The 25119-nt window shown below is 58.5% G+C and carries 23 protein-coding genes and 1 pseudogene; 13 read left to right on the plus strand and 11 right to left on the minus strand.

All coding sequences use genetic code 11. From position 1 onward, the window contains the following. Positions 1 to 11 precede the first annotated feature (11 nt). Complete coding sequence (prmC, locus tag OHL20_RS08020) at positions 12 to 860, plus strand: peptide chain release factor N(5)-glutamine methyltransferase (RefSeq protein WP_263382675.1); 849 nt, start codon at positions 12 to 14, stop codon at positions 858 to 860. On the opposite strand, the gene OHL20_RS08025 is transcribed toward prmC, so the two are convergent. Both OHL20_RS08025 and OHL20_RS08030 read right to left on the minus strand, forming a co-directional pair. Beyond that, positions 857 to 1540, minus strand: coding sequence for a hypothetical protein (locus OHL20_RS08025; RefSeq protein WP_263382676.1), 684 nt, complete (start codon positions 1538 to 1540; stop codon positions 857 to 859). The genes prmC and OHL20_RS08025 overlap by 4 nt on opposite strands. Positions 1541 to 1616: 76 nt before the next feature. Then, a complete protein-coding gene (locus OHL20_RS08030) occupies positions 1617 to 2138 on the minus strand; it encodes a gamma carbonic anhydrase family protein (RefSeq protein ID WP_263382677.1) in 522 nt (173 codons plus the stop codon). A 187-nt stretch (positions 2139 to 2325) separates the two neighbouring features. On the opposite strand from OHL20_RS08030, the gene rpsU reads away from it, so the two are divergent. Then, positions 2326 to 2523, plus strand: a complete 198-nt coding sequence (gene rpsU, locus OHL20_RS08035) for a 30S ribosomal protein S21 (protein WP_174304888.1) — start codon at positions 2326 to 2328, stop codon at positions 2521 to 2523. Positions 2524 to 2582: 59 nt separating this feature from the next. On the opposite strand, the gene OHL20_RS08040 is transcribed toward rpsU, so the two are convergent. Continuing rightward, positions 2583 to 2894, minus strand: a complete 312-nt coding sequence (locus OHL20_RS08040; RefSeq protein WP_263385068.1) for a hypothetical protein — start codon at positions 2892 to 2894, stop codon at positions 2583 to 2585. Here OHL20_RS08040 and OHL20_RS08045 point away from each other — a divergent pair. The 3 genes and pseudogenes from OHL20_RS08045 to OHL20_RS08055 all read left to right on the plus strand — a co-directional run. Then, positions 2811 to 3041: pseudogene (locus OHL20_RS08045) on the plus strand (zinc-ribbon domain-containing protein); the annotation flags it as partial. The gene OHL20_RS08040 and the pseudogene OHL20_RS08045 overlap by 84 nt on opposite strands. Positions 3042 to 3098: 57 nt before the next feature. After that, complete coding sequence (locus OHL20_RS08050; RefSeq protein WP_263385069.1) at positions 3099 to 3233, plus strand: hypothetical protein; 135 nt, start codon at positions 3099 to 3101, stop codon at positions 3231 to 3233. 56 nt (positions 3234 to 3289) lie between these two features. Then, positions 3290 to 4186 carry an MBL fold metallo-hydrolase gene (locus OHL20_RS08055; RefSeq protein ID WP_263382678.1) on the plus strand — a complete coding sequence of 299 codons (897 nt, stop codon included), beginning with the start codon at positions 3290 to 3292 and terminating at the stop codon, positions 4184 to 4186. Between the two features lie 54 nt (positions 4187 to 4240). Here OHL20_RS08055 and rpmA read toward each other — a convergent pair whose 3' ends face one another. Continuing rightward, positions 4241 to 4516: a 50S ribosomal protein L27 gene (gene rpmA / locus OHL20_RS08060; protein WP_263382679.1), complete on the minus strand. Its 276-nt coding sequence runs from the start codon at positions 4514 to 4516 to the stop codon at positions 4241 to 4243. Positions 4517 to 4585: 69 nt separating this feature from the next. Then, complete coding sequence (gene rplU / locus OHL20_RS08065) at positions 4586 to 4909, minus strand: 50S ribosomal protein L21 (protein WP_263382680.1); 324 nt, start codon at positions 4907 to 4909, stop codon at positions 4586 to 4588. A 214-nt stretch (positions 4910 to 5123) separates the two neighbouring features. On the opposite strand from rplU, the gene dut reads away from it, so the two are divergent. The 4 genes from dut to purF all read left to right on the plus strand — a co-directional run bounded on the left by dut (position 5124) and on the right by purF (position 10606). Then, the gene (gene dut / locus OHL20_RS08070; protein ID WP_263382681.1) at positions 5124 to 5624 is read left to right on the plus strand and encodes a dUTP diphosphatase; all 501 of its coding nucleotides are present in this window, start codon (positions 5124 to 5126) and stop codon (positions 5622 to 5624) included. 39 nt (positions 5625 to 5663) lie between these two features. Continuing rightward, the gene (locus OHL20_RS08075) at positions 5664 to 6593 is read left to right on the plus strand and encodes a DUF5996 family protein (RefSeq protein WP_263382682.1); all 930 of its coding nucleotides are present in this window, start codon (positions 5664 to 5666) and stop codon (positions 6591 to 6593) included. A 54-nt stretch (positions 6594 to 6647) separates the two neighbouring features. Then, positions 6648 to 9095: a phosphoribosylformylglycinamidine synthase subunit PurL gene (purL, locus tag OHL20_RS08080; RefSeq protein ID WP_263382683.1), complete on the plus strand. Its 2448-nt coding sequence runs from the start codon at positions 6648 to 6650 to the stop codon at positions 9093 to 9095. A gap of 104 nt (positions 9096 to 9199) precedes the next feature. Next, positions 9200 to 10606 (plus strand): amidophosphoribosyltransferase, encoded by a 1407-nt coding sequence (gene purF, locus OHL20_RS08085; protein ID WP_263384972.1) that lies wholly within the window; start codon positions 9200 to 9202, stop codon positions 10604 to 10606. 48 nt (positions 10607 to 10654) lie between these two features. On the opposite strand, the gene OHL20_RS08090 is transcribed toward purF, so the two are convergent. The 4 genes from OHL20_RS08090 to OHL20_RS08105 all read right to left on the minus strand — a co-directional run bounded on the left by OHL20_RS08090 (position 10655) and on the right by OHL20_RS08105 (position 14462). Continuing rightward, positions 10655 to 11545, minus strand: coding sequence for a VOC family protein (locus tag OHL20_RS08090; protein WP_263382684.1), 891 nt, complete (start codon positions 11543 to 11545; stop codon positions 10655 to 10657). 63 nt (positions 11546 to 11608) lie between these two features. Next, positions 11609 to 12304: a pirin family protein gene (locus tag OHL20_RS08095; RefSeq protein ID WP_263382685.1), complete on the minus strand. Its 696-nt coding sequence runs from the start codon at positions 12302 to 12304 to the stop codon at positions 11609 to 11611. A gap of 59 nt (positions 12305 to 12363) precedes the next feature. Continuing rightward, positions 12364 to 13671, minus strand: a complete 1308-nt coding sequence (purD, locus tag OHL20_RS08100; protein ID WP_263382686.1) for a phosphoribosylamine--glycine ligase — start codon at positions 13669 to 13671, stop codon at positions 12364 to 12366. A gap of 68 nt (positions 13672 to 13739) precedes the next feature. Continuing rightward, entirely contained in the window at positions 13740 to 14462 is a 723-nt protein-coding gene (locus OHL20_RS08105) for a metal-dependent transcriptional regulator (RefSeq protein ID WP_263382687.1), read from the minus strand. A gap of 44 nt (positions 14463 to 14506) precedes the next feature. Between OHL20_RS08105 and OHL20_RS08110 the strand changes: the two genes are divergently transcribed. Continuing rightward, on the plus strand, positions 14507 to 15868 hold the full coding sequence (locus OHL20_RS08110) for an Nramp family divalent metal transporter (RefSeq protein ID WP_396271803.1): 1362 nt from the start codon (positions 14507 to 14509) through the stop codon (positions 15866 to 15868). Positions 15869 to 15934: 66 nt separating this feature from the next. Here the strand turns inward: OHL20_RS08110 and OHL20_RS08115 are convergent, their stop codons facing one another. Next, positions 15935 to 17821: a YXWGXW repeat-containing protein gene (locus OHL20_RS08115; RefSeq protein WP_263382689.1), complete on the minus strand. Its 1887-nt coding sequence runs from the start codon at positions 17819 to 17821 to the stop codon at positions 15935 to 15937. A gap of 355 nt (positions 17822 to 18176) precedes the next feature. On the opposite strand from OHL20_RS08115, the gene acnA reads away from it, so the two are divergent. After that, positions 18177 to 21071, plus strand: coding sequence for an aconitate hydratase (acnA, locus tag OHL20_RS08120; RefSeq protein WP_263382690.1), 2895 nt, complete (start codon positions 18177 to 18179; stop codon positions 21069 to 21071). A 138-nt stretch (positions 21072 to 21209) separates the two neighbouring features. After that, entirely contained in the window at positions 21210 to 22349 is a 1140-nt protein-coding gene (locus OHL20_RS08125; RefSeq protein ID WP_263382691.1) for a glycerophosphodiester phosphodiesterase family protein, read from the plus strand. 12 nt (positions 22350 to 22361) lie between these two features. Here the strand turns inward: OHL20_RS08125 and OHL20_RS08130 are convergent, their stop codons facing one another. After that, positions 22362 to 23330, minus strand: coding sequence for an oxidoreductase (locus OHL20_RS08130; protein WP_317890942.1), 969 nt, complete (start codon positions 23328 to 23330; stop codon positions 22362 to 22364). Positions 23331 to 23606: 276 nt separating this feature from the next. Here OHL20_RS08130 and OHL20_RS08135 point away from each other — a divergent pair, with 276 nt between their 5' ends. Continuing rightward, the gene (locus OHL20_RS08135; RefSeq protein ID WP_263382693.1) at positions 23607 to 25118 is read left to right on the plus strand and encodes a hypothetical protein; all 1512 of its coding nucleotides are present in this window, start codon (positions 23607 to 23609) and stop codon (positions 25116 to 25118) included. The last annotated feature ends 1 nt before the right edge of the window (position 25119 follow it).

Here is a 25119-nt window from a genome sequence, read left to right on the forward strand (position 1 = left end):
GCGAGTGAGCGGTGAGATTGCGCGATGCACTTGCTGCTGCGAGGGAGCGTCTTGAGACTCATGCGGACCTCGCGACGAGCGCGGGGCGGGATGCGGAGCTTCTGCTGCTTCATGCGGCGGGACTTCCGCGAGCTAGCCTTTTCGCCTATCCGGAGTGCGAGTTGGGTGTGGAGGAAGATGTCCGCTACCAAGCCAGCGTGGCGCGGCGATTGGCGCTTGAGCCGATCCAGTACATCATTGGCGTGCAGGAGTTTTATGGACTGGCGCTTAAGGTCACTCCAGCCGTCCTGATCCCCAGACCGGAGACGGAGCACCTGATCGAGGCGGTGCTGGAGCGATCGTCCAAGGACGAACCGCTTCGCATCCTTGATGTGGGAACGGGTTCTGGAGCGATCGCCATTGCGCTGGCGACTCATCTGCCGAAGGCTCAGGTAACTGCTCTGGACCTTTCGCCTGGGGCTCTTGCAGTGGCCGAGGAGAACGTTCGGGCCCATGGTTTGGCTGGGCGGATACGGTTTATCGGATCGGACCTTCTTGCCGCGGTTGCAGGCGAGATCTTCGATGTGATTGTGAGCAATCCGCCGTACATTCCGGCTGCAGATCGGTCTTCGCTGCATCCGCAGGTGCGAGAGTATGAACCTGACATGGCGCTTTTTGCGGGAGCAGCCGGGATGGATATCTACCGTCGCCTCGTGCCGCAGGCATTCGATGCGCTTCGGCCGGGCGGATTGCTGGCAATGGAGATTGGCTGGGGACAGACAGATGCTATCCGCGATCTGCTTAGCGGATGGATGGACGTTTCGTTTGTGGATGACTTGCAGGGGATTCCAAGAGTGGCCCTAGCCAGGCGACCTGACTAGTCGGCTATCTCAGGGTCTTTATGGCGGCGCTCCAGGATGAATTCCGTAAAAAGGTGGGCACCGATGCGCGTCGCGAAAACAGTCCGCGATGCTACGAGTCCTTCGACTGGGTCGCGCCGGGGATACCAGGAGCCGCTTGCGATGAGCGGTCCGGCGAAGTCCGAGATGACCGGTGTGACCGTGAAGAAGCGTCGGCCATCCGAATCATGTCGCGCCGTTACCTCAGCAAGCAGAGCATTCTCGACCTTCCGCCTCGCAGAGCAACCGTGACACGCGATGTAGCGCATGTCCTCACGAAGGACCGTCTCCATTCCGTAGCGAACGTTACCATTGATCGCCGTAATTGCAACGGAGGAACCAAATCGCTGCCCGAAGCCGGGCCAGTCCTGACCCCATTGTGCGGGCTTCTGGGTACCCTGGGCGAAGACAGCACGGACTGTAGAGCGGCCAAATGCAGGTAGCCCATAGGAATCGCGAAGATAGTCGCGGAGCTGCTCCTTATGGGTTGGGTGCTTATATGGTCGGCCGTTGATGATAACGGCTGACTGGCTGGAAGGATGCTGAACAAGCGCGGGTGCCGGTGCCTCGGGCAGCGATTGCTGCCCAAAGGCGCGGAAACCACAAAGGACCAGGCTCAGGCATACGAGTCGTGAAGGGCACAATGCCCTGTGATGGTCCATTAAAGATTCTCCGCGATGACACTATCCTACGACAGGGTGAAATTGCTTGGTGAGTCGCGGTGAATTTACATCCAGGCTAATGCGAAGTACCTTCTGCGAGATAGATGGCCGTGTAGTCGAGGTAATTACGGGCGTACTGGAGGATGAGTTCTCGGTCGGCATCGCCCAGTGTTCGGCGAATTTTGCCTGGGACGCCGGCGACCAGCGAACGCGGCGGGATGATCATATGCTCTGGAATAACGGCTCCTGCGGCGATGATGGAACCTTCGCCGATACGGGCATTGTTGAGGATCGTTGCCCCGATGCCGACAAGAACCGTGTCTTCAAGGATGCATCCGTGGACGGTGGCATTGTGGCCGATGGTGACCATCTCGCCAACGATGACCGGGTAGAGATGGCGCATGCCGTGGAGAACGGCGCAATCCTGCACATTGCTGCGCGCGCCGATACGAATTGCGTTTACGTCGCCGCGGATCACGGCGTTCATCCAGACGCTGGCCTGTTCGCCGAGCATGACGTCGCCAATCACCTGGGCGGACGGGTCAACATAGCAGCCGGAGGCGACCGTGGGAGTGGTGCCCTGATAAGGACGGATCATAGCGTCATGATATTCGCAGCGAGGTCCAGAAACCGGTTACCGAACGGTTACGAAGATGATAGATGTTTGTTTTCTGCGGCCTACGGCAGCAACTGTGCGAAAAATAAAGCTATTTTTATGTATGATGCTGCGAACCGGGCGTATGCTTTAAGTATCCCGATTGGGAGTGTTTGGAGGTGTATTTCTTTTGGCAGAGGTTCGAGTTCAAGAAGGCGAACCCCTTGAGAATGCCCTGCGTCGCTTTAAGCGTAAAGTGCAGACTGAAGACATCATCAAGGAAGTCAAGCGTCACTCTTTTTATCTGAAACCAGGTGAGAAGAAGCGCGTGAAGGAAGCGTTAGCGCGCAAGCGTAACCGCAAGAAGATTCGTAAAGAGCAGGACTAGTTCCGCTCTTCCAACAGGCGAGAGCCGTCTTGTTTCACAACAATGACGGCTCTCCTCGACTACCGGTCGTACTTTAGATCGCTGGTATGGCATGACAGCAGCCGATCTCTCGATCGTTGGCTTCTGGTAATACGCAGCACTGTTTCAACTTTTTTTACTGCCGCAGCACAGCCACGGCACGGGCCCCCGAACATCAGTGAAGACAAAAGTGATCGCTTGTTATGCGATTGCTTGTTGCGCACGTACCTATCTTCTTCCCGTTGGAACGGAGAAGTGATATGAACTTTATGGACCGGCTCCTGACCTGTAGTGATTGCGGCGGTGAATTTATTTTCACCGCAGGCGAGCAGCTCTTTTTCTTCGACAAACAATTTAAGAACGATCCCAAACGCTGCAAACCATGCAAGAGCAAGCGCGCCGTGGGGCGTCCGGGAGCCGGCGCATCCGCTTCGGGCCTCTCGAGGACAGAGACACGGACGGAGTGTTCTGCCTGCGGGGTTGAAACTACTGTGCCATTCAAACCGACCCAAGGCCGACCGGTACTTTGCCGGCAATGCTTCCAGGGGCGGCCCGGTGTGCCCGGTACGATGCCGGAGATCTCGGCGGCTCGGGCAGAGCTCGAAGTCGCTACGGCGAAGCTAATCGCCGCTGCCTCGACCGGGGAGCATGGATCGGCGATTGATCTGTCTTCACGTCCTCCGCGCGCCTAGCCTTCCGCTGATTATGATGGTGCTCATAGCGGGTTGCAGCTGACCCGAGGAGACCCATGCATCCTGCTTCGCTGCCCTCAGACGCTGATCTTGTTCGCGCCAGAACTCAAGTTGGTGACTTCGAACTGACTGTCTGCACAGATGGAACCTATCTGCTCGATGGTGGAGCGATGTTTGGCGTTGTGCCCAAAACGCTATGGGAGAAGCGGATGCAGGCGGACGATGAAAACCGCATCCTTCTGGGGCTGAATACGGTTGTGGTGCGGACCGGCAGGCACACGGTCGTCATTGAGACAGGGATCGGCAACAAACAGCCGGCAAAGATGCGCGCCATTCATGAGAATCAGGAGCTGCTTCCGGCTTCCCTCACGGCAGCGGGCGTGCGACCGGAGGAGGTCGACATTGTCATCAACACTCATCTGCATTTTGACCATTGCGGCTGGAACACCACGCTCCAGCCTGACGGCTCCGTGACGCCAACCTTCCCAAATGCGCGATACTTCGCTCACCTGGGCGAAGTCCAGCATGGGCATCTCCAACTTGATCGTGATCGGGTGAGTTATCTCGCGCCTAACTACGATCCGCTGGTGCAATCGGGGCAGATGACCCTGCTCGACAATGAGCGGCTACGGTCCGATCCGAAGATCTGCCATGGGATCTCGGTAGAGTTGTTTCCCGGGCATACGGATCATATGATGGCCGTCCACATCGAGTCAGGCTCTGAGCACGCCTGTTACATCGGCGACCTGATCGCAACGAGTGCTCATCTCAATCCAACCTGGGTGATGGGCTACGATCTCGATCCGCTCGAATGCATCGCGCAGCGCAAACGGTTCTACGAGCGGGCGATCCCCGAGAAATGGCTGGTTCTGTTCACGCACGATCACCAAACGCCGATGGCGCGGATCGAGGTCAACGAGAAGGGTAAGCCGGTGGTGCAGTCGACAGAGTAGTGGAGACGCACGAAAGCCCCGCCGAAGCAGGGCTGTGCATGAAACTCCCGAAATCTAGGCAGGAACTGCGACAACATCGGCCGGATCGACGAGGACGAAGCGGCCCTTCTGGCCACGATCCTGAAAGCGGACGACGCCGCTGATCTTGGCGAAGAGGGTGTCGTCTTTGCCGCGACCGACGTTTGCGCCGGGCTTGAGCGGTGTTCCGCGCTGGCGAACGATAATGCCGCCGCCGAGAATTGCCTGACCGCCGAATACCTTGACTCCCAGTCGCTGGGCGTTTGAATCGCGACCGTTCTTAGAGGAGCCTAGACCTTTTTTATGTGCCATTTCTTTACCTCATCTGCACCGCACGCAGGCGGTCGAAAGTGATGGATCTAAACTTTTGCTGAAGCGTTTTTACGCCTTGAAGCTTTGGCCGTTTACCAGAATCTCGTTGATCTTGACTTCAACGTAGTTCTGCCGATGACCCTGCATCTTCTTGTACTGCTTCTTGCGCTTCAGTTTGAAGACGAGAATCTTGTCGCCGCGGCCTGTGCCTACGACCGAGGCAAGGACCTTTGCGCCGGTCAGTTCCTGCTCGAATTTGCCCTCTTCGCCGCTGAAGGCGAGGACATCGGAGAACTCGACGTTGCCGTCTTCGTGGGCGGTGGTCTCAATCTTCAACTTGTCGCCTGGGGCGACGCGATACTGCTTGCCACCGGTACGGATCACTGCATACATGGGTCAAACCTCAAGCGGGAAGCACCGGATAACCGGCCCGCTTTCTTCATAAAATATGTCGCGTTGGGGGCGAGAGACTCGCACCGGTTCCTTCAAAACGATTTGCGATCTCAAAAGTGTTCCCGATCGCCGCCTGAGTTCACCGGCCCTGCAGCCAGAGATCAGGCTGCAACGCCAAGCTCTGTAAGTGTACCGTGGCTGTCGGCTGGGGTCAATGATTCATCTGACCGAGATTGAAGCAGAATGGGAGATGATCCGAAATTTCGGCCTGGAAGGCTTACCGATGCTTAGAATCAAGGTCCTGAAACTCAATCCGGCAGCCCGGCTGCCCCGATACGCGCATACGGGAGCATGGGGCGATCTGGCCGCCGACCTGCACGCGATTGACGAAGCGACGCTGGCTCCGGGGCAGACGCTCGCTGTAGCGACTGGTATCGCCCTGGAGCTTCCGTCAGAGTACGGCGCGCTGGTCGAAGACCGCTCCGGGTTGGCTCTGCGCGGTTTGACGACGCTGGCGGGGGTCATCGATCCGGGGTATCGAGGGGAGATTAAAGTCGTCCTGACGAATCTGGGTAGTGAGCCTAAAGAGATCATCGCTGGAGATCGAATCGCGCAGCTCAGGCTGGTGCGGCGGTATGAGGCGGTCTTTGAAGAGGTCGATGAGTTGATCGAGGCACCGCGCGGAGTCGGTGGTTTCGGCAGCACAGGGCAATAATCGCCTTCGGCCGGAGTATGCTCTTGGCGAAGAGGGTGCATGATGACTGAGGAACTGAACGATAGCGGACCCTGGCCCGCGCTTCCATGGGCTGCATGGGAGGCAACAGCCGCGACGCTGCACATGTGGACGCAGATTGTCGGCAAGACACGGCTCGCCCTCACGCCTCTTCAAAACCATTGGTGGAATGTTCCGCTCTATGTCACTGCGCGCGGCCTGGGAACCTCAGCGATGCCTTGTGGCGATGGCCTGCTTGAAATCGAGTTTGATTTTGTGACCCATGCATTGCACCTGCGGCCAAGTTATGGTGACGCCCTCTCGCTTCCCCTGCGGGCACAATCCGTCGCGGCCTTCTACGGCGAATACGAAGATGCGCTGCGGTCGCTGGGGATCGTAGTTCCTATCAATCCGATGCCCGTCGAACTTGCTCGCCCTATCCGCTTCGACCTGGATACGGTGCATGCGAGCTATGATCCGGAATACGCTCACCGGTTTTGGCAGATTCTTGCCCGCGCCAACACGATCTTTCACCAGTTTGGGACGGAGTTTCTAGGCAAGGTGAGCCCAGTGCACTTCTTCTGGGGCAGCTTCGACCTTGCGGTCACGCGATTCTCTGGCCGCCCGGCGCCGCCTCGGGAGGGAGTTGACGGTATCCAGCGCGAGGCCTACTCGCACGAGGTGATCAGCGCTGGTTTCTGGCCTGGGAACGGAGGCTACGGAGCACCGGCTTTCTACTGCTACGCCGCGCCAGTTCCCGAGGGAATGTCGAAGGCGGTCATTCGCCCCGACATAGCGCATTTCGATACGGTACTGGGTGAGTTCCTGCTTCCGTATGAGGCGCTGCGGGAGCAGTCGGACCCGGATGCAGCGGTGCTCGAGTTTCTCCAGAGTGCATACTCCGCAGCCGCCGACCTCGCGGGATGGGATCGGGTCGCCCTCGAAAGGCATGCCGGATCGAGATGGGCTTGAGCGGATACCGGTCGCCTCGGCCTATCGACCATGCGACAATCGATACAGCGAGCCATGCCTATCCAGCAAGTTCAGCATCAAAGCTTAGTCCCTGTCCCCGCCTCCATCACACCGGCGCTGCTCAAGCAGCACAGCATTACAGCGGACGAGTACACGCGACTCGAAGCCGCGCTGGGACGCACGCCCTCACTGACTGAACTTGGAATCTTTTCGGTCATGTGGTCGGAGCACTGCTCCTACAAAAGCTCGCGCGTTCACCTGAAGCGGCTTCCGACCGAGTCCCCGCTCGTTGTGCAGGGACCGGGAGAGAACGCGGGCATCATTGATGTCGGTGATGGCTGGGCTTGTGCGTTCAAGATTGAGTCGCATAACCATCCTTCGTATATTGAGCCGTATCAGGGCGCAGCGACGGGTGTTGGCGGCATTCTCCGCGACATTTTCACCATGAATGCGCGTCCGCTTGCCGTGATGGACTCACTGCGCTTCGGCCCGCTCGATGAAGCCGAGAAGGACGCACAGCTTCGCCGTCGGAACCACGCTATCGTCAACGGCATCGTCGCTGGCGTTGCCGGCTATGGCAACTGTTTTGGCGTTCCGAACCTCGGTGGCGAGACACGTTTCGAGGAGTGCTATTCCGGTAATCCCCTGCTCAATGCGTTCGCGCTGGGCCTGGTTCGCATCGATGAAATCTTCTACGCGAAGGCTACCGGTGTGGGAAATCCTGTTATCTACGTTGGCGCCAAGACTGGTCGGGACGGCATCCATGGCGCGACGATGGCGTCTGAAGAGTTCACCGAAGGCTCTGAGCAGAAGCGTCCCAACGTGCAGATGGGCGATCCATTCCTCGAAAAATTGCTGCTTGAAGCCTGCCTCGAGGCAATGGCGACCGGCGCTGTTCTTGGTATTCAGGATATGGGTGCGGCTGGCCTTACCTGTTCCACCTGCGAGATGGGTGCGCGCGGCGAGCTTGGTCTGACGATTGAACTCGATCTCGTTCCGCAGCGCGAAACCGGTATGTCGAGCTACGAGATCATGCTGTCCGAGTCGCAGGAGCGGATGCTGCTCGTTGCCGACAAGGGCCGCGAGGGCGAGGTGCTGGATGTCTTTAAGAAGTGGGGCCTTGACGCGAGCATCGTTGGAATCGTTACCGCGGACGACACGATGCGCGTTACGCATCACGGAGAGCTGGTTTGCGAGATCCCCAATAAGGCGCTCACCGATAATGCCCCGGTCTACCATCGGCCCGTAGGGGTCTGGAATGCTCCTGTTCCGAGCGATCCAACACCAGAGATTCTGCAAGAGCTTGAGCATCTGCGCGATTACACGGCTGATTTAAAGACGCTGCTGACGAGCGCCAACATCTGCAGCAAGCGATGGGTCTTCGAGCAGTATGACTCGATGGTTCAGACGAACACCGTACAGGGTCCGGGCGGCGAAGCTGGCGTCATGCGCATCAAGGGCACAGGCGGTCTGCGGAAGAACTCCAGCAACGGTCCCAGCATCGTGAAGGAGGTTGCGGAGTTCTTCGCTGCCTCTACCCCGCGTGGCGAGGCAACGCTCGACGCGGATGCCCGGTCCACCAAGGGAGATCGTGGCCTTGCCATGGCGCTTGCTGGCAATGGCCGCTGGTGCTATCTCGATCCGAAGCTTGGCGCGATGCATGCCGTGGCAGAAGCAGCCCGCAAGGTCGCCTGTACGGGCGCAAAGCCTGTTGCGGCGACGAACTGCCTCAACTTCGGCAATCCGGAGAAGCCGGAGATCATGGCGCAGCTTTCGAATGCTATCGACGGCATTGCCGAGGCCTGCATCGCGCTCGGAACTCCTGTAACCGGTGGCAATGTCAGCCTCTACAACGAGACGCGCGGCGAAGGGATCTATCCCACCCCGGTTATCGGTATCGTCGGCATCATCGAAGATGTGACGAAGGCTACGCCCTCCGGCTTCCAAAAGGTTGGCGACAAGGTGATGCTCCTGCAATCGACCAACGGCTCGCCTGCTTCGCAGATTCAGGAGTTCGGCAGTTCGGATTACGCTAAATCCATTACCGGTAGTCTTTGGGGCACACCACCATGGATCGACCTTGCAGCCGAAGCATCTCTGCACAAGGCCCTGATTACGCTGGCTGAGCGCGGTCTCATCCATTCCGCAAAAGATATCTCTGACGGCGGACTTGCAGCAGCGCTGGCTTCGTCAAGCTTCGAGCGAAACATTGGTGTTCGCGCAACGCTTGGCGCGCTTTCGGAAGCGGAGTATTCGACTGCGCTCTTTGGGGAAAACGCTACTGAGGTGCTGATTACCTGCGCCTTTGAGGATTACGGGACCATCTGTACGCTCCTGGATGAGGAAGGCGCAATCTGGCCCCTCGATCTTGGAGAGACGATCGAGGACGACATAGAAATCTACGCAGGGGATGTGCCGCTGGTACAGGCAACAATCCTCGAACTAAAGCACGGTTGGACGCATGCTCTTGAATCGCAACTCGCTGCGGAGGTGCTGGTTTGATCGAGGAACTTACCCTGCCCTTGAATGCTGCCCTTGTAGACGAATCCCACGACGAAGCAGATGACGCCGACCCCTTCGACAAGCTTCGCGAAGAGTGTGGTGTGATGGCGGTCTACAACCACGCCGATGCAGCCCGGATGACGTACTGGGGTCTCTACTCACTCCAGCATCGCGGGCAGGAGTCTGCAGGCATTGCGTCTGCTGACGGCACCGAAGTCAACGATATCAAGGGCATGGGTCTAGTCTCCGAGATATTTACGGACGACGTGCTCGCCAAACTGCCAGGCCATATGGCTATCGGGCATACACGCTACTCGACCACAGGCGACTCCGCCCTGCTGAACGCTCAGCCTATTTCGGTCGAATCGACCAAGGGTCTCATCGCCATCGCGCACAATGGCAACCTCATCAATCTTGGAACGGCCAAGGAACGTCTCGAGCGCGATGGTGCAATCTTCCAGACGACCAGCGACTCCGAGATCATCATCCAGCTCATCGCGCACTGCACCAAGAACACCTTGATTGACTGCATGGCCGATGCCCTCCAGCAGGTTGACGGTGCTTTCTCGATCGTCATGATGACGCGCAACCGTATCTTCGCCGCGCGCGATCCGCACGGCTTCCGGCCACTCTCGATGGGTCGCATTGAAGGCAAGGACGGTGCGCCTGATACGTTTGTTTTTGCGTCCGAGACCTGCGCGTTTGACCTGCTGCATGCGAAGTATGAGCGCGACGTAAAACCCGGGGAGCTCGTCATGGTCTCCGAGGATGGCGTGACCAGTCGCTACTTCGATACCACCAAGGAGCAGTCGAGCTGCGTCTTTGAGCACGTGTACTTCGCGCGCCCGGACTCGAAGATCTTCGGTCGCTGGGTCCAGCAGAGCCGCGAGGAGATGGGCCGGCAACTAGCCCGCGAATCAGGTGTAGCGGCAGACCTTATCGTGCCTGTTCCTGACTCGGGCGTCACCGCAGCGATTGGCTACGCGGCGGAATCCGGCATACCTTTCAACTTTGGCCTTATTCGCAACCACTACGTTGGCCGCACTTTTATTCAGCCAGAGCAGCGCGTCCGCGACTTCGGCGTCCGCATGAAGCTCAATCCTGTCCGCAGCCTGCTCGAAGGTAAGCGCGTCATTCTGATTGATGACTCCATCATCCGCGGCACGACCTCGCGCAAGATCGTCCGTATGGTCCGCAACGCGGGTGCAGCCGAGGTTCACATGCGCATCTCGTGTCCTCCAACGATCTCTCCGTGTTTCTATGGCGTCGATACCCCTTCGAAGAAGGACCTGATCGCTGCGAACAAGACTGTCTCCGAGATCTGCGATTTCATCGAGGCAGACTCGCTGGCGTACCTCTCTCTTGTCGGCCTTACCCACTCCTGCACCAAGGGCGAAACCTCCGAAGGCCTCTCTCCAGCAAGTTTCTGCACCGCCTGTTACACCGGCGAATACCCCACCCAATGGGTCGATGTTGAAGAGATCCTGCCTGCTCCTGCACTCGCGCTTTAGATCGAGAGGGCAGAAAGCCAGCGATGCGTAGAGTCTATTGTTCTGCGCCTACTTATCTTCCGTGGCGGTAGGATGCTTTCCCATGAACGGCGAGCAGCAAGGTGTAGAACTCGGCTTGAACTCCATATATTCAATCCGCGTCTGATCGGGATCGAACAGGTTCAACTGCACCTTTCCGTCCACACCAACCTGGGTCTTGCTGCAGATTGGCTTTGTGCATTTGTTCGCTGCAAGCCCTGTCACTACCTGGTCCATCGTCTCCGTGCCTAGCGAGAAATGATTCATCATCCCGTAGGTATGCAGGTCGGGGATGGCGGGATTGTTCAGCATGTACTCCAGCCAGTCGCTTCCGTCCGGCACCTGAAGACTTACATAGTCTGTTCGCTCCGGTGTCTTGCCACCGTGCCAATATGGATGGAAGCCAAGCAGGTCCTTGTAGAAGCGATCCTCCGCAGCAGCATCGCGCACGATAAACCCGGCATGGATGATCCGATGGGAGGTCGCCCGCGGACTGGCTACAGACGAACCTGGGTGCTTCATGCCCTCCTGCACAAAGACGATGAGATTGCCCTCGGGATCTTTGACGGCGAAGCGTCCACGCTCAGCCTCCGGCAGGATCGACTGCCCGTGAGCACGCAGGTAGCGTTCCAGGCCAGCCTCATCCCGCGTTGTAAACCCGACCGCAGCAAGGTGAGAGGATACCTCTGGCACATGCAACGGAGCGATCTGAAACCATTGTGAGTCGCTGACCGAGTAGAAGTCTTCCGTGCCTATTTTTGTGCGTATGAAGCCCATGTCGTTGTCGTACAACTTCGCCGCGGCTTCCGGGTCCCCGGTGTACAGGCTAACGAACGCGATTCCCGTAATTGCAGGACGAGCCTGTGCCACGAGAAAGTGGCAGCAGGTGAGGAGGAGGGCGAAAGCGCTCAGTTTCTTCACGGGCTGCCACTTTAGGGTAGCGATCATACGAAAGTCAAACGCTTTAAACGATTTAGTACTTGGTTATGCCAGGTCGAAGAGAAGGAACTCGCCGCCCTCGGCGCTGCTGACCGTTACGGATGCCTCTCCTGTCAGGGCGAGTCCATCCCCAGCTTTCAGCAACTCTTCGCCTACCGACACCGCCCCGCGAGCTATCTGTAGATAGCCGTTGCCGAGCTTGAACTCATGCGTCACTGACGTCGCCGGATCAAGCTTCGCCGCCAGCAACTCCGCATCTGCATGAAGCTGGAACGAACCGTCGCGTGCATCCGTGCTCGCCAGAAGATGAAGCCGATTCGGCTCCGTCTGGACCGCGAACTTCTTCTGCTCGTACTTCGGCGGAATGCCCGTTTCGTTTGGCATCAGCCAGATCTGCAAGAGATGCAGTGTCTCCGTATCCGACGGATTCATCTCGCTGTGCTTCACGCCCGATCCCGCTGTCATGTGCTGTAACTCACCCGGAACAAGCGTCTCGCTTGCACCTGTCGTGTCCTCGTGATTCACGGCGCCTTCAAGCACGTAGGTGAGGATCTCCATGTCGCGATGAGGATGCTTGCCAAAGCCCATTGAAGGTGCGACAAAATCCTCGTTGATGACGCGGAGCGCACGGAATCCCATGTGCGCGGGATCGTAGTACTCGGCGAAGGAAAAGCTGAAGTTGGAGTCAAGCCATCCGTGGTTTGCATGCCCGCGACTCGCCGCGGGACGAAGAGTCATCATAAGATTTACCTCGATTCGTCCCTTTAGATGGAGCCGCCTTCAATTCGATTCAAGCCACCCTATAACGCGTGCCAGCCGATATCCCGGCGAAATTGCATACCGTCGAAGCGAATCTGATCGAGCGCCGCATAAGCCGCTGCAAGCGCTTCCTTCAGGCCACCGGAGGCCGTAGCTGTTACAGCGAGTACACGTCCGCCAGCCGTACGGAGTGAGCCCGACTTATCCAGCGCCGTACCCGAATGAAAGACCTTTAGCGCAGCGTTTGAGGTGGGAGATGGCACGCCCGTAACGACCTTGCCCATGTCGTATTTGCCTGGATAGCCACCGCTGGCAGCAATGACGCAGGCTGCCGCACCCGGTCGAAGCTTGATCGTCAGTCGGTCTGCGGTTCCATCGATGGCGGACTCGAACATCTCCAGCAGATCCGTCTCAAGCCGCATCACGATCGCCTGCGTCTCCGGATCGCCAAAGCGCGTGTTGAACTCCAGCACCATGGGCCGCACTGCACCGTGCCTCCCGAGTATTGGCCCACGCGCGTCGGGAACCATCATGATTCCGCAGAACAAGATGCCTGTAAACGGCGTACCCTCTCGATCCATTTCGCGGACGACTACCTGGGCAACATTTGCCGTCAGCCACTCCTGCATTGCTGGAGGCATCAGGGCGTCCGTCGAATACGCTCCCATACCCCCCGTATTGGGGCCAGTATCGCCTTCGCCGACGCGCTTGTGGTCCTGCGCCGCGGCCAACGGAACCGCCGTCTTTCCGTCGCACAATGCAAAGAACGAAAGCTCCTCACCCGTAAGGAACTCCTCCAGGACGATCTCGTCCACGGCGCTTCCGAGCAGCACGCCCGAGAACATCTGTGCTGCTGCCATCTCCGCCTCGCGGTGGGTCTCGCAGATTACGACGCCCTTACCCGCAGCCAGTCCATCTGCCTTGACTACGACGGGCACTGAAAAGCTCCGCAGCTGATCGCGAACCTCGTCGAGGCTCGTACAAAGCGCGTATGCCGCGGTTGGGATCCCTGTTCGCTGCATGAAGGACTTCGCGAACGACTTGCTGGATTCGAGGCGCGCAGCAGCCTTCGTCGGGCCAAACGCCCTGAGGCCAAGCGCATTGAGTCGGTCCACCAGACCGAGAGAGAGGGGAAGCTCCGGCCCAACAACGGTCAGGTCGGGTGACTCCGCCTGCACGAGGCGAATCATGGCCTCAAGATCGCCTAAATCGACACCAACGCACCTCGTCTCCTGGGAGATCCCGCCATTGCCGGGAGCGCACACAACCTCCGTCACGCGCGGACTTTGCAATAGCTTCCACACCACAGCATGCTCCCGTCCGCCACCGCCAAGTACCAGAACCTTCATCTCTGCTGCGCTCCTTGCAACGATCAACTTCTTGAAACCAGAAATCCTTTGCGGGTAAATCAATTGGCCTAGCGAGTCGCTACTAAGATAGCGTCCGCAAGGGATTCGCTTAGAAGAATAAGCGTGCTGGCTTTGCCAACGCGCACTTGAAATGCACCCTTGAAGGGAAGCTGTTCGCTCAGCGTAATTCGCACCCCGGGGCGAATGCCTTGCGTAGCGAGGTAGCGCAGCATCGCGGGATCCTTGTCGGAGACACTCGCAATCTTTGCCCCTTCACCCGGTTTGAGCTGCGAGAGCGCTTGCGGCTCCTGTCCTGGGATGGATCCATCGAGAGCGGGTATTGCATGGCCATGAGGGTCGAACTCCGGATGGCCAAGTTTCGCTGCGATCCGCTCTTCAAGCCGCTCCGAGATGAAGTGCTCGAGGCGCTCCGCCTCCTGGTGAACCTCGTCCCACGGGTAGCCAAGAACCTGAGTTAGAAACGTCTCAAGAAGTCGATGATGGCGGATGATTTCGAGCGCGCGTTTCTTGCCGCTCTTGGCTAACTTTACGCCGTGATGTTTCTTGTAAAGCACCATGGGCGGCTCGCCGGCGGAGAGCTTTTGCAGCATATTCGTCACGGAAGCAGCGGTGATGGAAAGGTGCGTGGCTATCTCGGTGCTGGTGACAAGACGCTCGTCCCGCCCGCTTAGCTGGAAGATTGCCTTGAGGTAATCATCAATTGCCTCACTGCCTGCAGTGGCGGTTCCGGCATCCCTGGTCGGTCGAGGTCTGTTTTGGAGCTTCGCCATAAAGATAACTTCATATTAGCTTAGCACTGCGTTATTATTTAGGCATGGCTAATATCCAGATTAGTGAACAGAAGATATTGCCGCGCACCAGAAAGCAGCAACTCTGGAGCTTCTTCGGTCCCGCCTTCGTGGCCTCGGTCGCCTATATTGATCCCGGTAACTTTGCTACTAACATCGCCGGGGGATCGCAATTCGGCTACCGCCTGCTGTGGGTTCTTCTGTGGTCGAACGCCATGGCCATCCTGATCCAGTATCTGTCGGCCAAACTCGGCATCGTTACTGGCCTCACGCTCCCTCAGAACTGCCGGAAGCACTTCGCGCGGCCCATTACCATCCTGCTTTGGGTCTGCGCAGAGATCGCTGCTATCGCTACCGATCTCGCTGAATTTCTGGGAGCCGCACTCGGACTCTACCTGCTCTGCGGACCCGCATTGCTCGCTCACGGATGGACCCGCACCGGTACCTTGTTAGCCTCTGCTCTCATCTCGGCTGTGGCGGTCTTCCTCATCCTTGCGCTCGACCTCAAAGGGTATCGCTGGCTTGAAGGCGGCATCATGGCCTTCGTCGGGGTCATCGGCCTTTGCTATGGATTCGAAGTTCTGCTGGTCCATCCTGACTGGCGGCTCGCGGCCTTCCATACACTGATGCCCACGCTCGATACAAGCAGCCAGAACAGCTTCTATGGCAGCATCTATTTAGCTGTCGGCATGTTAGGTGCCACGGTCATGCCGCACGTCATCTACCTGCACTCTGCCCTCGTACAGCCGCGTCTCAGGAAGATGGCCAGTGAAGGACTTACCCCGGTGGACGCGCCGGCAAACTCCAAGGCCCAGTCGACAAGTAACGGGCTTCGTCGTCTCTACCTCCGGTTCGAGCTTATCGACATCATCTTCGCCATGAACGGCGCCTGGCTCATCAACTCCGCCATGATCGTTATGGCCGCAGTCGCCTTTATCCACCTCGGCGCCCCAGTGACTGATGTCGAACAGGCCTATAAAACGCTCGGTCCGCTGCTAGGACCCGCCGCCGCAACGGTCTTTGCGGTTGCGCTCCTCTGCTCCGGTCTGTCGTCTTCGACCGTTGGAGTAATGGCCGGCCAGGTCATCATTGAGGGATTTCTTAACATTAAGTTCTCGATCTTTCTCCGCCGTCTCATCACGATTGTCCCGGCGATCCTTGTCATCGCCATCGGCCTCGATCCGCTCAGAATACTTATTCTTTCGCAGGTAGTTCTCAGCTTCACGCTGCCCTTCGCTCTGATCCCTCTCCTCATCCTGACCAACCGCCAAAGTGTCATGCGAAGCTTTACCAGCCCCCGACTCACGCGAGCCGCAGGCTGGACCTCCGTCACTATCATCGTCACCCTGAACGTGGTTCTGTTGGGTCAACTGGCACTCGGGCACTAAACATAGCCAGTGCAAAAAAAGAGGCGGTGCCGATGTGGCACCGCCTCTTTCTGTCTTACCCATTCTCTAGTGATGTTCGCCGTGCGGAGCTGGCGCCGGACGAGCTTCCTGCTGCGGAGCTGGGCGCGGCTGCTCTACCCGCTGCTGTGGTGGAGATTGCTGATGCTGTGGTTGCACCTGCTGCCGCTGCGGTTGCTGCACCTGCTGCCGTTGCTGCTGAACCTGCTGCTGTTGTTGCTGCTGATTTCTTTGCTGCTCCTGCTGTTGCGTCCGCTGCTGTTGCACCTGCTCATTGCGCTGCTGCAGTTGCTGTTGATTTTGCTGTTGCGTCCGCTGTTGCTGTACCTGCTCATTGCGCTGTTGAAGTTGCTGCTGATTCTGCTGTTGCGTCCGCTGCTGCTGTTGCACCTGCTCGTTACGTTGCTGCTGTTGTTGCTGGTTTTGTTGTTGGGTCCGCTGTTGCTGCTGTACCTGCTCATTGCGTTGTTGAAGTTGCTGTTGATTCTGTTGTTGCGTTCGCTGCTGTTGCGTCTGCTCGTTATGTTGCTGTAGCTGCTGCTGGGTCTGTTGCTGATTCCTCTGCTGTAACTCCTGCTGATTTCTCTGCTGCAACTGCTCCTGTCCGTTCCGTTGCTGTACTTGCTGCTGCTGATTCCTTTGTTGCAAGTTGTTATGTTGCTGCAGCTCTTGCTGGTTGCGTTGCTGGTCATTTCTCTGTTGTAGTTGCTGCTGCTGACCACTCCGCTGTAGTTGCTCGTTTCTTTGCTGGTTCTGCTGTTGGTTGAGGCCGCCCGGGGTTACAGCACCAGGACGATTTTGCTGATTGCCGAAGCCGCCTGTCGTGACGCCCGGACGATTCTGCTGTTGCTGTTGGAATCCACGCTGCGGCGCAACAACTCCGCGATCCGCTACAAGGCCACGTTGAGCCACGGCTGCGGCAGGACGTCCCTGGTTCGCGCTGAAGAACTGCTGGCGATTCTGCTGAGCTTGCTGGTGAAGCTCCCGCTGAGCGGCCATCGGCGGAGTGTGCTGCTCCCGCATAGCCGCGACCTCGAACGCAGCGGGTCGCGCCTGGATGCCACCGCGACCACCGTTATAGCTCACACGGTTATTGATCACCGTGTTGTTGATCGTCACATTGCGAACGTAGACGTTATGGAAGTTGTTTCCATTGATGCGGTTATAGGCACGGTTGTAGTAAAAGTTGTTGCCATTCCAATAACCACCCTCATAGCCGTGGCCGAGATATCCAAAACCATAGTTGATTCCACCGTAGAAGCCGATGTGCAGGCCCCAGTATCCGCGGTGAAAGCCATAGCGATTGCCATATACGCCCCAGTAACCCGGCGTCCAAAGTGCCCCACTGTACGGAGCCGCACACCATGCGCCCGGAACCCAGTAGTAGCCCTGCGGCGCATAGCCCCAGTAGCCCGGTGTCCAGAGGTAGTTTGGATCGGGAGCAGGCGGCTGCTCGTAAACAGGTAACGGCGGTGGTGCCTGCTCGGCATACTCATCGACCGTAGCATCGAAGTTCTCATCAGCTTGCTGGGAACCTTGGTCCTGCTGGACCCCATAACCCTGTTGACCCTGGATGCCCTGCTGATTCTGGTAGCCTCCGGGCGGCGTGTAGTTTTCGGGATCGGGAGCGTGCTGCTGACCCTGAGCGTTGTTCTGTTGGTATGTCTCAGACTGCTGCTGGGCGACCGTCTCCTGGGTCTGCCCGAGCACCCGTGTACGTGCAGGCTGGGTCGCGGCAGGGTAAGGTGCCATCTGTCCAGCGAACTGCTGTGCCTGATTCGGGTCGGTCGGAGCTTCATTCGCCGCTGCTGGATCAACTCCGGTCGATGCAACGTCAGCATTTTTCTTGCAACCAGAGACTCCTGCAAGTCCTGCAATTCCAAGTACAGCCCCGAGAAAGTAGGTACGCCCTGCGAATTGCTTGATGTCAATCATTGTCGTCTCCTGCTACTGCATACCCTTATTCAAAACACGTTCCATCGAAATAAGATGCGCCAGCGGCTATGGTACCGGCAAAACAGGACTTTATTTCTCCTCCCTGCAGCGATAGACTTGGTTCATGAGCCTGCGAACACCAGTGTGCTGCCCACCACCCGCTCCGGTGGTGAAGCGCTTTCGCCATGGCCGCCGCGATCGCGGTCGTTCCTAGTCGTCTCTAGTCTCCGCTTGTCCCCTCTGCTACGCTTCGTAACGTTACGCCCCGCCGCCCCGTGCTGCTCTGGGACATCCCGCGGCACAGCCATCGGTCAGACCGCGCATCGGCTCTGACCAAATTTAGGAGAGTTCTACCATGTCGACTCCGCATCCTGATTCTTTTCGCAGCCAGGCAGTCCTGACCAGCGGCAACGCCACGTACACCATCTTTCGCCTGCAGGCGTTAGCCGAGCAACAGGGAGGTGGAACGAGTGTGGACCTAGCCCGCCTGCCATTTTCTCTTCGCGTGCTTCTCGAAAACCTGCTCCGCCACGAAGATGGCCGGACCGTTACTGCTGACGACATCCGCTTTCTCGCCTCGTGGGACGCCAAGGCCGAGCCCTCGCGCGAGATCGCCTACATGCCCGCGCGCGTCCTCATGCAGGATTTCACCGGCGTTCCTGCCATTGTCGACCTCGCTGCCATGCGCGATGCCATGCGCTCCCTTGGTGGTGATCCCGAGAAGATCAACCCACTTCAGCCTGCCGAGCTGGTCATCGACCACTCCGTTCAGGTCGATGAGTTCGGCACGGTCAACTCCTATGACCTTAACGCTGCCCTCGAGTTTCAGCGCAATCGGGAGCGGTATGCCTTCCTCAAGTGGGGCCAGACGGCTTTCGATAATTTTTCAGCCGTTCCACCCGGCATGGGCATCTGCCACCAGGTCAACCTCGAGTTCCTAGCCCGCGTGGTGTTCACCACCTCGCCGGATGCAGAGGGCAAGCTCATGGCGTACCCCGACACGCTTGTCGGCACCGACTCCCACACCACGATGGTCAACGGTCTCGGCGTACTCGGCTGGGGCGTTGGCGGCATCGAGGCCGAGGCGGCCATGCTCGGCCAGCCGGTCTCCATGCTCATCCCGCAGGTTGTCGGCTATAAGCTTGTCGGCAAGCTGAAGGAAGGCACCACTGCCACTGATCTTGTTTTGACTGTGACCGAGCAACTCCGCAAACTTGGTGTTGTCGGCAAGTTCGTCGAGTTCTACGGCCCCGGCATCGCCGAGCTCCCCCTTGCCGATCGCGCCACCATCGCCAACATGGCCCCAGAGTACGGCGCCACCTGCGGCTTCTTCCCCGTCGACGCCGAAACCCTCCGCTACCTTGCCCTCACGGGTCGCCCCGCCGAGCAGATCGCTCTCGTCGAGGCCTACTATCGCGAACAGGGGATGTTCCACACCGCTGACGCTCCGGAAGCTGTCTATTCTGCCAGCATGACGCTCGATCTCGGCTCCGTCGAACCGAGCGTCGCCGGGCCCAAGCGCCCCCAGGATCGTGTTCTGCTCTCCGGGGCAGCGGCAAGTTTTGCCGAGCAACTCCCTGGTCTTCTCGGTCCAAAGGCGAACAAGGATGCAGTCCGGCAGATGGTTCGCTGGGAAGGTGAGGGCGGAAATCCCAGCGCCACTGGCGATGTAACCAGCGGTGTCGGCGCACCGAGCCCCATCGTTGAGGGAGACGAGATCGCCGTCGCTACTCTGCCTGTGAATACGCTCACCGTCGCTCCCACCAGTGTCGAAGGCCGCTTCGGCATCGACCCCGACAAGTACCTCGACCACGGCAGCATTGTTATCGCCGCCATCACCTCCTGCACGAACACCTCGAATCCTTACGTCATGGTTGCGGCTGGCTTGCTCGCCAAGAAGGCTGTGCAGAAGGGTCTCCGCACCCCACCCTGGGTCAAGACCTCGCTTGCTCCTGGTTCCCGCGTGGTTACGGACTACTACAAGAAATCCGGCCTTCTGAAGTATCTCGACCAGCTCCGTTTCCAGGTCGTCGGCTATGGCTGCACCACCTGCATCGGCAACTCCGGTCCTCTGCCCACAGACGTTTCCAAGTCCATTGAGGACCATGGTCTTGTCGCCGTATCCGTGCTCTCTGGCAATCGAAACTTTGAGGGCCGCATCTCTCCCGAGGTTCGCGCCAACTATCTTATGAGCCCACCGCTTGTCGTCGCGTATGCGCTCGCCGGGACGATCAACCACAACTTCGACACCGAACCCCTCAGCCACGGCAAGACCGGAGAGCCTGTCTTCCTGCGCGATATCTGGCCTACCCAGCAGGAGGTCAACGATACCGTCGCGAGCTGTATCGACTCCGAGATGTTCCGGACCCAATACTCCACAGTGACCGATGGCGATGCCAACTGGCAGCAACTCAAATTTCCCGAAGGCGACACCTACGGTTGGGAACCTGACTCCACCTACATCCGCAAAGCTCCCTACTTCGATGGGATGACGGCTAACCCCGCGCCCGTCGAGGACATCCACGCCGCCCGGTGTCTAGCTGTGCTTGGGGATTCGGTCACCACCGACCACATCTCCCCCGCCGGGTCGATCAAGCTCACCGGTCCCGCCGGCAAGTACCTCGTCGAGCATGGTGTGAAACCAGTCGACTTCAACAGCTACGGCTCCCGCCGTGGCAATCACGAGGTCATGGTTCGCGGCACCTTTGCCAACGTGCGCCTGCGCAACAGGATGGCGCCCGGCACTGAGGGTGGTGTCACCCGCCTTCTCCCCGAGGCCACCGAGATGTCGATCTATGACGCCTCAGTCGAGTACGCCCGTCGGGGTACGCCACTCTGCATCCTGGCTGGCAAGGAGTACGGCTCCGGCTCCTCTCGCGACTGGGCCGCCAAAGGGCCAAAGCTTCTGGGCATCCGCTTCGTGATTGCCGAGAGCTACGAGCGCATCCACCGTTCCAACCTCGTTGGCATGGGCATCCTCCCATTCCAGTTCGAGCCTGGCGAATCCGCCGAAACACTTGGGCTGACCGGTGAAGAGATCTTCCACATCGGTGACGAGCCCGGTCAGCTTCAAGCCATGCTCGACAGTAAGTTTGCCAATGGCAAGAACCTCACGATCGTCGCGGAGTCTGAACTGGGCATGACGAAATCTTTCCCTGCGACCCTCCGTATCGATACACCGCAGGAGATTCTCTACTACCAACATGGTGGGATCCTCCAGTATGTCCTGCGCTCCCTGATCGCTCAGTAACTGGCAAGCCGAGTGCCCCATTCTTTGCAGCTCAACCTGCAAAGGGTGGGGTAGTAAGCCAGCAGCGCTCTCCATTCATCCTCTGTCCATGTACGATCGTTACGCTTGAGGCTCACTCCAGGGCAAGGATCGACACTAATGAAGAAGCACGCGCTAGCACTCATGGCTATTGCCGCCACGGCATCCGCTCAGCAGGCATCGAATCCAACCATGAACCCCTTCCTCACCCTGATGACCAAGGCAGGCACGCACGCCGCAGCTCACGGCGCGAAGACTCCGCCCGTCCTTTCCCCGAACGATGCCACGCTCCTCGGCCCTAATCCCGCTGTCAATGTCGCTGAGCTTCACAAAGCTGGCTTCCGCGTGATCCCCTGGACTACCAATGACCCAGCCAAGATCCGCGCCCTCATTGCCCTTCGCGTGGACGGCATCATCTCCGATCGCCCCGACATTCTGCAGTCGGTCCTCAGAGAGGAGAAGGCCGCCGCCCCGGATGCCGCCGCCTACTTTGCCAGCTTCGACGTGGCCGCCCATCGTGGGGGCCGGGGCCTTCGTCCCGAAAACACGTTGCCCTCCTTCGAATCCGGCCTTGACCAACTCGCGACCACCCTTGAGACCGATACTGGCGTTACTACGGATGGCGTCTCGCTCATCTGGCACGACCAGTTCCTGAATCCGCAGTCCTGTCGCAAGTCGGACGGGTCGCCCTACACCCTTGAGAACAAGGTTTATACCCGAGACATCTCCTCAGTCGAAGCTCAGAAGACCTTCATCTGCGACAAGCTTCACTTTGGTGCTGATCAGAAGAACGACCTCACCCTGTCGCCAGTAGCTGTAGCTTTCGCGAAGCAGGAACACCTCATCAGCCCCTACGTCCCCACCTATGCGGAGCAGCTCTTCCGGTTCGTCGCTTTCTACACCCACTTCTATAAGGATGGTCCCGGTAAGGGCACTCCTGATGCTGAAGTCCGATGGCGCAACGCTGAGACAGTCCGCTTCAATCTCGAGACCAAGATTCTCCCCGAGCTTCCACCCGCCATGGCCAAGGCGGCCGGCGAACCCGATGGCAACCATACTGTCGGCCCAGAAGCCTTCGTCAAAGCACTATGCGGTGCCATCAAGCGCAACCGCATGGAGGGGCGCGCGGAGGTTCAGAGCTTCGACTACCGCACCCTCATCCTTGTCGAAGAGCAGTACCCGGAGATTCCTACCTACTACCTGACCGGCGATCCCAAAACGTTGAGCTCTGAGCTGGTCCCGTCGGCTTTACGACCGTAGCTGTCATGCGATCTAGAGGAGTGTCGCACCCGTCAGCTGTTCACACGTCGTCCAAAGCTGCTTCGCAGCATTCAGATCCAGCGCCTGCGAGGCCACCTTCGCTTCGCCCACATCGCCGCCGCGCATCTCCATAAAGCCCTGCGGCCCATAGTAGCCGCCACCCCTGGCTTCGAGTGCTGTCGCCGCGAATAGCGTAGGCAATGCTCCCGCCGCCTCGGAGTTCAGCAGCACCTCCATCAGTCGCCCCATTGCTTTGCGTGCTGTCCGCTCGAACGACGAGAACTCGCCTTTATGAAAGAGTTCTGTGTTCGCCACACCCGGGTGAGCCGCAACGCTCAGGATCGGAGATCCCGCCGACCGCAGCCGTCGGTCGAGCTCAAACGCCAGCATCAGATCGGCTAGCTTCGACTGATAGTAGGAGCCGTTCGGGTTGTAACTCCGTGTCGCCTGAAGGTCATCGAAATTTAGCTTGCCCTGCTTATGAGCGATGGAGGCAAGCGCCACAATGCGTGGAACACCCGCGGCCTTCTGCAGCGCTGGCATCAGGAGTGCCGTCAGCGCGAAGTGGCCCAGGACGTTTGTCCCAAACTGCATCTCGAAGCCATCCGCAGTCTCCAGCCGCTTCGGCGGGGCATACACGCCTGCATTATTGATGAGCACATCGAGCGGCTGCCCCTCTTCTACAAGCGTTGCCGCGACCTGTCGGATTGAAGCCAACGACGCGAGATCAAGCAAGAGCAGTTCCGCAGAAGCATGCGGTACCTCTGCGCGCAGCCTGTCCAGGGCGGTCTCACCACGCGTCTGATCGCGTACGGCAAACAGCAGATGTGCTCCGCGCCGTGCAAGCTCGAGTGCAGCGTAGTAGCCGACACCGCTATTCGCGCCAGTGATGAGAATGCGGCGCCCAGTCTGATCGGGCATGTTGGCAACAGTCCATTGGCTCATGCCTTTTGGATGCAAAGCTATTCTCCATTGGTACATTTCGTTGACGAAGCCATCGTCTTTGCTTATAGTTTCGCTACCGCCCGACGAAACATTACCATGGCTTTCCCGGGCGGAATCTAAAGCGGAGTGAGCCGCTCTTCCCTGTACACCCGCCGAAGCATCATGGTGAATGGTAGAGAGCGGCTCAAACCCGGCCCCCTGTCTATGCTGTCTCTCAGTAGGCAGGGGCTCGTCTTCACGTGGCAGCTACTAAGCCAATAAGCAGAATTCACCACTGTAGAACTTACCCGGGCCCTTGAACCGTCTCCTGCCATGTTGCTATCCATCCAGTTTCCGTTCGCCGACTTCCGAAGGTTCCTGCATGCTTCCACTGGCTGCATAAGCCAGCCCGGCTGGCCGTCCCCGGTCATCCATATCGAAGATGAGTCCAAGAAAAATCAACCCTTTGTGCGGGGTTTTGGCGAGGTCGAAAAGCGAGAGGATGGCGGCCTTAGCTTCTGGGGCGAGGACATCATCTGCAACGCCCAGCACGCGATCAAGTGGGAGCGGCAGGACACTTATACCGCTGGTAATGGTCACTCTCCCCTTCAGTTCGAAGTAGCTTTCCGGCGATTCCTCTCGGACGGGACCACCGCAGGTAAGTGCGAGCTCGGTATCGCCACGGTAGGTCGTCCAAACCTCCAACTCGACCTAACGCAGGTCGCCGGCATCTCCCAGTGGTTTCTTGGTCACGGCGTCACTGTTCCCGTCTACGGCGGAGAATCAAAAGCGATACGAAGGCAGCGCACCGCTCTCCGGGATATATCCCTGCCTCTCAAGCGTCACCTGCTACGCGCCACCACCCGCAGCCGCTGGATGCAGCAACAGCCTGTTCAGGATTGGTGGATTGGCAGCGGTTTGCCCATGTTGTTCCTACAGCTCCAGGCCCCTAATGAGAGCATCGACTTCGACGAGTTTCCAAACAGCCAGATCCAGCTTCCCGCACTTGGCGTCACGCTGAGCTGTCAGATCATTTCATCGAATGGTCTGGACATTCCCCTCTGGATTCTGAGGACGGAAGCGAAGTTCAACAGGACCTGGACCCGTCAGTTGCGGCTCAGCCTGCTCCGAAGGCATGCCGCTCATGAGTCGCTCCGCCTCGTTCTTGGCAACCTGAATTCCGGAAGAATCAAGGTTAAGCGCGATACGATTCCCACGAGTTTGCTGCAGGATTACCTTGAAGAGGCGAACGCGAACCTCGCTCGTACACAGATCAACCTGCAGCACATGTTCCAACCATCGACGCCTCAGGATCCCGACATTGCCGCGATCGCGATGGCTGCCTCAGAACAGATCTGGCCGGGAGAGATGGAGTCGCTTAAAGCTCTTATTCGCCAGATGAATCTCCGTAAGAACATCGGTATTGACCTCAAACGCTACACCGCCAACCAGGCACTCACGATCGGAGCACTCACCATGAACTCGATTACTGGCAGCACCATAGGCAATGTCATTCAGGGCCATGACATCCATGACGTTCAGCAGACGGTGGGGGCTCCGGCGACACCCATCGATCTCGACGCTCTGAAGAAGCAGTTGGAAGCTCTCACCAAGGAGCTATCGGAAGCTCTCGCCAAACTCCCGCCGGAGCGCGCCGAGGACAAGGAAGCGGTCGCGGATAAGGCTGCCGAGCTTAAGGCTCTCGCGGAAAAGGAAACGCCCAATAAGAAGTCGCTCAACATCACCGCAAGCGGCATGATGGAGGCGGCAAAGGGAATCGCCAGCGTCGTCCCGATCGCGCTCAAGATCTCAGGATTAGTAGCCAGCTTTATTGCTGGTGTCTGAA

The sequence above is a fragment of the Granulicella arctica genome, assembly GCF_025685605.1.
GTDB classification, from domain to species: Bacteria; Acidobacteriota; Terriglobia; order Terriglobales; family Acidobacteriaceae; genus Edaphobacter; species Edaphobacter arcticus.

Excerpts from the sequence above, each read along its gene's own strand:
- OHL20_RS08135 (WP_263382693.1), top strand. The coding sequence starts at position 23,607 with ATGTTGCTATCCATCCAGTTTCCGTTCGCCGACTTCCGAAGGTTCCTG.
- OHL20_RS08095 (WP_263382685.1), bottom strand. The coding sequence starts at position 12,304 with ATGATGACTCTTCGTCCCGCGGCGAGTCGCGGGCATGCAAACCACGGA.
- rplU (WP_263382680.1), bottom strand. The coding sequence starts at position 4,909 with ATGTATGCAGTGATCCGTACCGGTGGCAAGCAGTATCGCGTCGCCCCA.
- OHL20_RS08125 (WP_263382691.1), top strand. The coding sequence starts at position 21,210 with ATGAAGAAGCACGCGCTAGCACTCATGGCTATTGCCGCCACGGCATCC.
- OHL20_RS08025 (WP_263382676.1), bottom strand. The coding sequence starts at position 1,540 with ATGGACCATCACAGGGCATTGTGCCCTTCACGACTCGTATGCCTGAGC.
- OHL20_RS08055 (WP_263382678.1), top strand. The coding sequence starts at position 3,290 with ATGCATCCTGCTTCGCTGCCCTCAGACGCTGATCTTGTTCGCGCCAGA.
- purF (WP_263384972.1), top strand. The coding sequence starts at position 9,200 with ATGGCGGTCTACAACCACGCCGATGCAGCCCGGATGACGTACTGGGGT.
- OHL20_RS08030 (WP_263382677.1), bottom strand. The coding sequence starts at position 2,138 with ATGATCCGTCCTTATCAGGGCACCACTCCCACGGTCGCCTCCGGCTGC.
- OHL20_RS08130 (WP_317890942.1), bottom strand. The coding sequence starts at position 23,330 with ATGTACCAATGGAGAATAGCTTTGCATCCAAAAGGCATGAGCCAATGG.
- OHL20_RS08115 (WP_263382689.1), bottom strand. The coding sequence starts at position 17,821 with ATGATTGACATCAAGCAATTCGCAGGGCGTACCTACTTTCTCGGGGCT.
- purL (WP_263382683.1), top strand. The coding sequence starts at position 6,648 with ATGCCTATCCAGCAAGTTCAGCATCAAAGCTTAGTCCCTGTCCCCGCC.
- acnA (WP_263382690.1), top strand. The coding sequence starts at position 18,177 with ATGTCGACTCCGCATCCTGATTCTTTTCGCAGCCAGGCAGTCCTGACC.
- OHL20_RS08075 (WP_263382682.1), top strand. The coding sequence starts at position 5,664 with ATGATGACTGAGGAACTGAACGATAGCGGACCCTGGCCCGCGCTTCCA.
- OHL20_RS08105 (WP_263382687.1), bottom strand. The coding sequence starts at position 14,462 with ATGGCGAAGCTCCAAAACAGACCTCGACCGACCAGGGATGCCGGAACC.
- OHL20_RS08110 (WP_396271803.1), top strand. The coding sequence starts at position 14,507 with ATGGCTAATATCCAGATTAGTGAACAGAAGATATTGCCGCGCACCAGA.
- rpmA (WP_263382679.1), bottom strand. The coding sequence starts at position 4,516 with ATGGCACATAAAAAAGGTCTAGGCTCCTCTAAGAACGGTCGCGATTCA.
- purD (WP_263382686.1), bottom strand. The coding sequence starts at position 13,671 with ATGAAGGTTCTGGTACTTGGCGGTGGCGGACGGGAGCATGCTGTGGTG.
- dut (WP_263382681.1), top strand. The coding sequence starts at position 5,124 with ATGATTCATCTGACCGAGATTGAAGCAGAATGGGAGATGATCCGAAAT.